This window comes from Ramlibacter sp. 2FC (genome assembly GCF_005503345.1).
Lineage (GTDB): Bacteria > Pseudomonadota > Gammaproteobacteria > Burkholderiales > Burkholderiaceae_C > SCMQ01.
In genome coordinates, this window is sequence record NZ_SCMM01000094.1 from 1 (window position 1) to 8,843 (window position 8,843).

Below are 8,843 nucleotides of genomic sequence, written 5' to 3' on the forward strand. Positions count from 1 at the left end.
CACGCCCCAGATCGCAAGCGTTTACGCGGCCTGCCGGCCTACCCCATCCCAGAACTTCTCATAACTGGGGCCTTCTCATAATGGCCGTTATGTCGAGCTCTCCATAACGGCCAACAGCGGCTGTTGACCCCAGCCCTTCACAGCAGTCTGTCGCGACCAGCAATCGGGAAGCGCGGCTCTTGCAACCCACAGACCTGGCGTACAACTGCGGGCTGCAGAATGCAGCGTCTCGTCATTAAACTTGTTGGGGGATAGAGCATCCTGTTTTCGACGTGTTCCCCGCTCACAGGGCGCGGGCAGGAAGGTCGCGGGTTCGACTCCCGCCGCTGCACCCATACCGGCGGCCCCTGGCCACCAGACGAGTGCCCATATACTTTTCTGAATTTATTGCTAACGTGTTCAATAGTCTGTAATATCGCGTTGCCGCATTAGAAGTGGAGCACGCCATGACCGAGGAAGCCGACACCATCGTTGTATTCACCGCCCGCAGCGCCGAGCGCATCGTCCGCGAGGGCGGTTCGCAATCCTGGGTGCTCAACGCGGCGCGCGCGAAGAACTGCACTTGGCTGGTCTGCACACAAAACCGCCACAACGCGGATCACGAGTTCTCCGATGCGACCGAGCCGCATGGGACGGCGTTCCTCCTCGGGAAGATTTCAGGGATCAGGAAGTCGCGCGAGGAAGGCGACGAGGATCGCTGGCAGATCGCCATCAGCGAATTCGCGCGCATCAACGTTCCAGACGCATGGGACCACGGGCGCAACCCGGTGCGCTACACGTTGCTTAAGGACCTGCGTATCGACCCGGCGAAGGCGAGGTGGCAGCCGATGCCGACCGTGGAGAGCGCACCCGCTCCTGCGCCTGGGACTTCAGCTGTTGCGCCTGCGAGAATACTGACCATCGCCGAGGCAAAGAAGGCGCTAGCCGCGACGTTCGGCGTCAAGCCGGATGCCATCGAGATCACGATCAGAGGCTGAGTGGGAGATGCACACGGGAGCCACATGGAACGGCTAGAGCCGAACCGTCGTCGGCAGGCGCTCGCACGCTATGCCGACAACATCGAGACATTGGCCGCGCCGTCGCCGCTCGACGGCGCGCCCGTCCCCTACAACACCTGCCCGCGGATCAAGCAGGTCCGCTGGCGTGGCAGCCCCTTGTTCGCGGACTTCCTCGTCGATAGCGAGCTGAGCGAACTCACCAACACACTCAACGAATGGCGGGGCGCGCTTCGCCGCTGGCACGTCTGGCTTGACGTGCTGGACAGTTTCCCCGAGGAAGACGCGTGGTCGCTGCAATGGGAGTTTGTCGAGCCGATTGCTTTTCAGTGCATGTTCTACCCGAGCGCAACGCGCGACCGCTTTACCTTCGTCGCAACCAATGCGCTGCACCAGGTCCGCATGACGGCGGACCCCGCGTATGCCGACCGCCTCGACTCAGACCCGAAGCCGGGCAAAGAGGACAAGCCCCGATTCCTGCCGCGCAAGGACAGTGAGAACCAGCTTGAGCGGATCGCTGCGCCACTGGATGGGGGTGCTGCGTTCATTGCCGCGTTGAAGGCACTTGATGAGGACGACTACTTGAGGCTCAGCAGCAACTTTCGCAATCTGGCCAGCCACGCCATCGCGCCGCGAATGAACGTCGGCTACACGCGCATGGTGGTCCGCACGGTGGATCCGGCAACCACGATGGTCCAGCAGGCGAACGGCTCCTTCAAGAGCGAAGTTATCCCAGGCAAGCAGGACGTGTCATACGGGTTTGGCGGGACGCCCCCACTGCCGATGCGCGATGTGTTTGCCGCGAACCTTGAAGAGTTCGAGAAGGCGAGCGCGTGCTTTACCGCCTACCTGTACACGCTGAACAACGCGGTCGCCGCTCTGCCGCTGCGTGAAGAACAGCAGGAGGCCGGGACGGCGAGCGCGGACGTTCCGCAGACAAGGTGATCCCCGCTGGCCACGTCACGTGAAGGGCGAGGCGGGCTTTCGCGATTGCTATATCGCGCCACACGAAATTCCTTGAATATGCGAATTTTGCGTGGTAAATTGTAGTGATGATGAGGGAAGTCAGTCCCCTGCCAGCCTCGCGCGCGCGGCTGGCCGCAGTGCTGCGTGCCGCCCGGGAGGTGGTGTCGATAGACGCCACGGCCAGGGTGCTTGACCTCGACCGCCCGGCTGCGGCGAAGGTCCTCTCGCGCTGGCTCAAGCAGGGCTGGCTGCGGCGCGTAGGGCATGGCCTCTATGTTCCCGTCCCTCTCGATCTCGCCGGAAGCGAGCAAGTCGTCGAGGACCCCTGGGTCCTTGTACCGACGCTCTTTGGTCAGTGCTATATCGGTGGCTGGACCGCCGCTCACCACTGGGACCTGACCGAACAGCTCTTCAACGAGACCATTGTCTTCACGACAAGGCGCATCAGTGCAAAGCGCGCGACCGCGCAGGGTGTCGCCTTCCTGCTCCACCACGTCGGACAGAAGCGCCTTTTCGGACTCAAGTCCATATGGCGTGGCTCGATGCGCGTCAGCATTTCGGACCCGGCGCGCACGATGATCGACGTGCTGGCGATGCCGGACACCTGCGGCGGGATCGATCACGTCGCCGACTGCCTGAGTGAGCACCTGAAGTCGCCGACCTATGACGGCGATCTGCTGATCCGCTACGGGGAGCAATTCGGAAACGGCGCGGTCTTCAAACGGCTCGGCTTTCTGGCCGAGACACGCCTGCACAACGCGGACCTCGCGGGCGCCTGCCACGCGCGCCTGACGCAGGGCTACGCGCAGCTCGATCCCGCACTGCCCTCCCATCATCTGCACACAGCATGGCGGCTCTGGGTGCCGGAGCGTTGGAGGCAGGCTGCATCATGATCGATAAGCGCGAGATTCTCGAAGCGGCATCTGCATTCGGCCTGCTGCCCGGTGTCGTCGAGAAGGACTATGTTCTCGGCTGGCTGCTGGCTGGGATCAACGCCCATCCCGACCTTGTCAATTCGTGGGTGTTCAAGGGCGGGACCTGCCTAAAGAAGTGCTACTTTGAGACGTATCGGTTTTCGGAGGATCTGGACTTCACGCTGCGTGACGAAGACCAGCTTGAAGAAGGCTTCCTGCGCCGTGTCCTGGGCGAAGTCATCACGTGGGTGGCGGATGAATCCGGCGTCGTGCTCCCCGCCGATCAGTTGAGCTTTGATCTCTACAAGAACCCGCGTGGTCGCCTCTCCTGTCAAGGCAAGGTGGGCTATCGCGGGCCGGTGTCGCCCGCGACGACCGCCGGTGGATGGCCGAAGATCAAGCTTGATCTCACGGCGGATGAAAAGCTTGTGCTGCCTGCCGTGCGGCGCGAGGTCTTTCATCCCTACTCCGATCGCCCTGAGGACGGGCTGTGGATCAACTGCTACGCCTACGAAGAAGCCTTCGGCGAAAAAGTGCGTGCGCTGGGTGAGCGGACCCGGCCACGCGATCTCTATGACGTGGTGAACCTCTATCGCCACGGCGACAGCCGCCCGCCTGCTGCGGTGCTGCGCGATGTGCTTGAGCAGAAGTGCGGCTACAAGGGCATCGCCGTGCCGAGCGCTGAAGCGCTCGAACCGCATCGCGCCGATCTGGAAGCGATGTGGGCCAGCATGCTCGGCCACCAGCTTCCGGTTCTGCCGCCGGTCGCGGATTTCTGGGCCGCACTCCCTGAGATCTTCACTTGGCTCATGGGCGGAGCAGAAGCGCCGCAGCGGGCGCGAATCGAGCCCGCCTCGTCCGAAACAATCATCCGCAGCCGCGTGCTGCCAATGTCCGTGCCGCTGCGGGCACGCGCGCCGCTGGAGATCATTCGTTTCGCCGCTGCGAACCACCTTTGCGTGGACCTGACCTACGACGGCAGTGTCCGCCGCATCGAGCCGTACTCGCTGCGGCAGACCGCCGAAGGCAACTTCGTGCTGCATGCCATCCGCAGCGACTCCGGCGAGCATCGCTCATACCGCGTGGATCGCATGCACGATGCGTCCGTCACTGGACAGGCGTTCGCGCCGCGCTACCTGGTCGAACTGAGCTCCGATGGACCGCTGGCCATCGCCCCGGCGGTGACGCGGCCAAGCCTCGCGACCGCGGCATGGAGCACGCCGCCCGCAGCACGCGCCCGCCGTGCCGCCCCTGCGCGCAGCGACGGCCCGACATACGTTTATCGCTGCAATGTGTGCGGCAAGACGTTCAACAGAAAGACGATGGACGGCACACTGAACCCGCACAAGAACCCGAGAGGCTATGACTGCTACGGGACCTACGGGACGTATGTGCGGACGAAATACTAGCGAAGACGGGAACGGAACATATGGCTGAGATTGCAGATGGAGCCATCGCCTGCATTGGCTGGGGCTCGCTGATCTGGGACCCGCGAGACCTTCCGATGCTCGGGGCATGGCGCAACGACGGTCCGCTGCTCCCTGTCGAGTTCGCGCGCGAATCCGGCGCGAAGGCAGACAAGCGTGGAGACAAGATTACCTTGGTGATCTGCGCCGACACGCCACGCGTGCGCACCTGCTGGACGCTGCTAGACGTGTCCGACCTGACAACGGCACGCCAGCGCCTCGCGAGACGCGAAGGCATCGCGAAGCGATGGGAGACCGACATAGGCTTCTGGGACTACGGCGGCAATGCTGGTCGGGAAGCGACAACGATCGCTGCATGGGCCGCTGGGAACGGCCTTGCCGCGGTCGTCTGGACCAATCTCCCATGCAAGTTCGACGGAAAGGACACGAAGCCATCAGGCGAACAAGTCGTCGCGTTCTTGAGGGACCTCGACGATGACAGGCGACCGCTTGCCGAGGCGTACGTGCGCCAGGCCCCGGCCCAGATCGACACACCCTACCGGCGGCTGATCGCGGAGCAGCTCGGCTGGCATCAGCGTTCGTGAGGATGGGCTGCGGCAGCCGACACGACAGGGGCCCGGCGTGACGCCGAGCCTCACGGTCGGTCAGTACTCCTCCAGCAGGAGAATCGTGGTCACGGAGCGGTCCGCCTCGGTGATGAAATTCGCGCCGAATCCCTCGCACGGCAAAGCCGGGTCGATGGCATAGGCCGAAACGATGCGGAGTCCGAAGAAGAACGGATATGAGGAAGCAGATTCACTGACGAGCAGATTGTTGGGAGCCATGAAGTCGACAAGCCAGCCGCCGCACTCGACTCATGCGCAAAGCGCGTCCTTGTCGTTCACGAAGACACTGTTCTGCTCTCCTCGCGGCTATAGGCATCGACGTTAGCCTTCTGCTCCTCGACCATGACGGCCAGACAACCGGCGCTAATCGTCACAGGTAGCGTGTAGTGCTCGCGCAAGATTGTGGTGCGAGGAGTTGTTCTCGGGCAGGATCGGGACGGGGGGGCAATGGTGACTGCGTCCGACGGATCGGTTGCACCGACGATCTGTCTCTATCGAGCGTCCGCTTGTCCGATCGACGACTGACCGCTCAGGGCACCTTTGAGCCAGTCGAGAAAGAAAGCCGCGAACAGCCCTGAGGGTGCGTGAAGCTCACCCCAGGACAATGACCCGCCGCCAGGGCAGACGCGCATCCGCCTCGTAGTCTGCGATCACCCAGCTGCGGGTGGCGTGGTCGGCCATGTCGCACAGGAAGTCGCGGAGGACTCGGACAGACGCCTGGTCCAAGGCCGCATAGGGCTGATCCAGGCAGGTGACCGTGGCGCCGCTTGCCAGCAAGCCCACGAGAGCCACCTTGCGCCGGGAACCGGCCGAGAGCATGAACAGCTGCTTTCCCTGATGGGCATGCAGATCCAGCGCCTCCATCAACTCCTGCTGCAACGCCGCATTCCAGCGCGGGCAGCGCTGTCGCAACATGTCCCAGATCTGCTGCGGGGTCTGTTCGTCCTGCGCGGGCAGGCCCAGGTCCAGCCAGAGCGCGTCGGGGCAGTGCGCCAGCCCTGGCAGAGGTGGCAGATCGCCACTGAGGCGGCGCAGCAGGCTGGTCTTTCCGCTGCGCTCGTCACCGGTGACGGCGATGAGGCCGGGAGGAAGGTGCGATAGGTCGACCATGGGCGCTATTTTGCGTGACGAACCTCGCAGCCCCGTTGCCTCTCAGAGGCCTGTTCCAGAGGAACAAGCACCGCGCGCAATTTCAGGCATTGCGCTCGGCGCCAGGAGCCGCCTCTGCAAATCCTCCCGCAAACGCCCGCCGCAGGTAGTCCACAAACACCGTCACCGCCCGCGGCACATGGGCCGAGTAGGGCCGGATCGCATAGAGCTGCTCGGCGAAGCCGCCGACCGGCTTCCATTGCGGCAGCACGGGCACCAGCTTGCCAGCGCGCAGGCTGGCCTGGGCACTGAAGTCGGGCAGCAGGGCGATGCCCAGGCCCGTGAGCGCGGCCTCGCGCAGGGCCTCACTGTTGTTGGCCGAGAGCGGGCCCGACACCGGCACGGTGATGCGCTCGGTGGCTGCCCCCGGGCGGGGCCGCAAGGGCTCGAAGGTCCAGGTGGGCGTTTCCTGCGCGCGCGGATAGTGCAGGCAGCTGTGGTGGCGCAGGTCCTGCGGCTGGGCCGGCGTGCCGGCGCGGCGCAGGTAGCTGCGGCTGGCGACCAGCACCGAGTGCGTGGCGCACAGGGGCCAGGCCACATGGGTGTCGGGCGGCGCGGCGGTGTGGCGTATCGCGAGGTCGAAGCCCTCGGTGGCCAGCGATGAGAGGCGGTCCGACAGGTCCAGCTCGAGCCGCACCTCGGGGTAGTCGCGCAGGAAGCCGGCCAGGCGCGGCACCAGCTGCTGGCGCGAGAAGGCCACCGGCGCGGTGACGCGCAGCAGGCCGCGCGGCGCGGCCGCGAGATCGCGCACCTCGGCGAAGCTCTGAGCAATCTGCTCGAACGGGGTGCGCGTGTCGTCCACCAGGCGCTGGCCGGCCTCGGTCAGGCGCACGCTGCGCGTGGTGCGCCGCACCAGCGGCACCCCGGCCAGGCGCTCGAGCTCGGCGATGCGCTGGCTCATGGCGGCCTTGCTCACGCCCAGGCGCGCGGCGGCCGCAGTGTAGCTGCCCTGCTGCGCCAGCACGGTGAGCCAGTGCAGGTGGCTCCAGAGCTCATGGACTTTTTGGCCTTCCATCACCTGATTGTTCACCATTTCAAACAATCAATTCAATCCCGCGGTCTTGTGGTGGCCACCTCGGGCTCCTAAACTGGCTTCAGGTCGCAGCCCCGCCTGCCCCCTCCTCCACCCTCCAGCCCGAGAGACAAACCATGCAGCCCTATTCCGATTCCAACGAGGTCGCCCAGTACATCGCAGGCAGCCGCACGGCCGGCGCCAGCCAGCGCAGCCAGCCGGTCTACAACCCGGCCACGGGCGCCGTGGCGCGCCAGGTGCGGCTGGCCAACGAGGCGGACGTGGCCACTGCGGTGGCCGCGGCCCAGGCCGCGTTTCCCGCCTGGGCCGACACGCCGCCGATCCGCCGCGCGCGCGTGATGTTCAAGTTCCTGGAGCTGCTGAACCGCCACAAGGACGATCTGGCGCGCATGATCACGGCCGAGCACGGCAAGGTGTTCACCGACGCCCAGGGCGAGGTGGCGCGCGGCATCGACGTCGTCGAGTTCGCCTGCGGCATCCCGCAATTGCTCAAGGGCGACTACACCGACCAGGTGTCGACCGGCATAGACAACTGGACGCTGCGCCAGCCGCTGGGCGTGGTGGCGGGCATCACGCCATTCAACTTCCCGGTCATGGTGCCCTGCTGGATGTTCCCGGTGGCGATCGCGGCCGGCAACTGCTTCGTGCTCAAGCCCAGCCCGATCGACCCCAGCCCCAGCCTGTTCATGGCCGATCTGCTCAAGCAGGCCGGCCTGCCCGGCGGCGTGTTCAACGTGGTGCAGGGCGACAAGGAGGCGGTGGACGCGCTGCTCGCCCACCCCGACGTCAAGGCCGTGAGCTTCGTCGGCTCCACGCCTATCGCCAACCACATCTACGAGACCGGCGCGCGCCACGGCAAGCGGGTGCAGGCCCTGGGCGGCGCCAAGAACCACCTGGTGGTGATGCCCGACGCCGACATCGACCAGGCGGTCGACGCGCTGATCGGCGCCGGCTACGGCTCGGCCGGCGAGCGCTGCATGGCGATCTCGGTCGCGGTGCTGGTGGGCGACATCGGCGACCAGGTGGTCGCCAAGCTGGCCGAGCGCGCGCGCAGCCTCAAGGTGCTGGACGGCATGAACCTGGCCGCCGAGATGGGGCCCATCGTGACCGAGGCCGCGCGTCAGCGCATCAGCGGCTACATCGATCAGGGCGTGAAGGAAGGCGCCCAGCTGGTGGTGGACGGCCGGGGCTTCCCCGGCTCCGACGCCGGCCCGGGCTGCGCCGAGGGCTTCTGGCTCGGCGGCACGCTGTTTGACCATGTGACGCCCGAGATGCGCATCTACAAGGAAGAGATCTTCGGCCCGGTGCTGGCCTGCGTGCGCGCCAAGGACTTCGCCGAGGCGGTGCAGCTGATCAACGCCCACGAGTTCGGCAACGGCGTGTCCTGCTTCACGCGCGACGGCCATGTGGCACGCGAGTTCGCACGCCGCATCCAGGTCGGCATGGTGGGCATCAACGTGCCGATCCCCGTGCCCATGGCCTGGCACGGCTTCGGCGGCTGGAAGAAGAGCCTGTTCGGCGACATGCACGCCTACGGCGAGGAAGGCGTGCGCTTCTACACCAAGCAGAAGTCGGTCATGCAGCGCTGGCCCGAGAGCATTGGCAAGGGCGCCGAGTTCGTGATGCCGACCGCCAAGTAAGGATTGAGTAGGGTGAGGGGTTACCCCCTCAGCCCTCTCACACCACCGTACGTGCGGTTCCGCATACGGCGGTTCAAGCGGAACACTGGAGGTGCTGGTGGATGGACACCAGCG

9 protein-coding genes and 1 tRNA gene are annotated in these 8,843 nt (G+C 65.5%); 7 read left to right on the forward strand and 3 right to left on the reverse strand.

Features of this window, described 5'->3' with window-relative positions; genetic code table 11:
* Positions 1 to 220 precede the first annotated feature (220 nt).
* The 6 genes from FFS10_RS23075 (at position 221) to FFS10_RS22110 (ending at position 4,886) form a co-directional block, all read left to right on the forward strand.
* Positions 221 to 335 (forward strand) — tRNA-OTHER (locus FFS10_RS23075).
* Positions 336 to 446: 111 nt separating this feature from the next.
* On the forward strand, positions 447 to 977 hold the full coding sequence (locus FFS10_RS22090; protein ID WP_137896754.1) for a hypothetical protein: 531 nt from the start codon (positions 447 to 449) through the stop codon (positions 975 to 977).
* Positions 978 to 1,001: 24 nt separating this feature from the next.
* Positions 1,002 to 1,940: a hypothetical protein gene (locus FFS10_RS22095; RefSeq protein WP_137896755.1), complete on the forward strand. Its 939-nt coding sequence runs from the start codon at positions 1,002 to 1,004 to the stop codon at positions 1,938 to 1,940.
* A 107-nt stretch (positions 1,941 to 2,047) separates the two neighbouring features.
* Positions 2,048 to 2,854 (forward strand): type IV toxin-antitoxin system AbiEi family antitoxin domain-containing protein, encoded by an 807-nt coding sequence (locus tag FFS10_RS22100; protein ID WP_212744175.1) that lies wholly within the window; start codon positions 2,048 to 2,050, stop codon positions 2,852 to 2,854.
* Positions 2,851 to 4,284 (forward strand): nucleotidyl transferase AbiEii/AbiGii toxin family protein, encoded by a 1,434-nt coding sequence (locus FFS10_RS22105; protein ID WP_171016202.1) that lies wholly within the window; start codon positions 2,851 to 2,853, stop codon positions 4,282 to 4,284. Before FFS10_RS22100 ends, FFS10_RS22105 begins: the two co-directional genes overlap by 4 nt.
* 20 nt (positions 4,285 to 4,304) lie before the next feature.
* Positions 4,305 to 4,886 carry a hypothetical protein gene (locus FFS10_RS22110; RefSeq protein WP_137896757.1) on the forward strand — a complete coding sequence of 194 codons (582 nt, stop codon included), beginning with the start codon at positions 4,305 to 4,307 and terminating at the stop codon, positions 4,884 to 4,886.
* A 60-nt stretch (positions 4,887 to 4,946) separates the two neighbouring features.
* Here FFS10_RS22110 and FFS10_RS22115 read toward each other — a convergent pair whose 3' ends face one another.
* The 3 genes from FFS10_RS22115 to FFS10_RS22125 form a co-directional block, all read right to left on the reverse strand.
* Positions 4,947 to 5,126 (reverse strand): hypothetical protein, encoded by a 180-nt coding sequence (locus tag FFS10_RS22115; protein ID WP_212744176.1) that lies wholly within the window; start codon positions 5,124 to 5,126, stop codon positions 4,947 to 4,949.
* 372 nt (positions 5,127 to 5,498) lie between these two features.
* Positions 5,499 to 6,017: an ABC transporter ATP-binding protein gene (locus FFS10_RS22120; RefSeq protein WP_137896758.1), complete on the reverse strand. Its 519-nt coding sequence runs from the start codon at positions 6,015 to 6,017 to the stop codon at positions 5,499 to 5,501.
* Positions 6,018 to 6,099: 82 nt separating this feature from the next.
* A complete protein-coding gene (locus tag FFS10_RS22125) occupies positions 6,100 to 7,071 on the reverse strand; it encodes a LysR family transcriptional regulator (RefSeq protein ID WP_137896759.1) in 972 nt (323 codons plus the stop codon).
* 134 nt (positions 7,072 to 7,205) lie between these two features.
* Between FFS10_RS22125 and FFS10_RS22130 the strand changes: the two genes are divergently transcribed.
* Positions 7,206 to 8,729: a CoA-acylating methylmalonate-semialdehyde dehydrogenase gene (locus tag FFS10_RS22130; protein ID WP_137896760.1), complete on the forward strand. Its 1,524-nt coding sequence runs from the start codon at positions 7,206 to 7,208 to the stop codon at positions 8,727 to 8,729.
* Positions 8,730 to 8,843 lie beyond the last annotated feature (114 nt).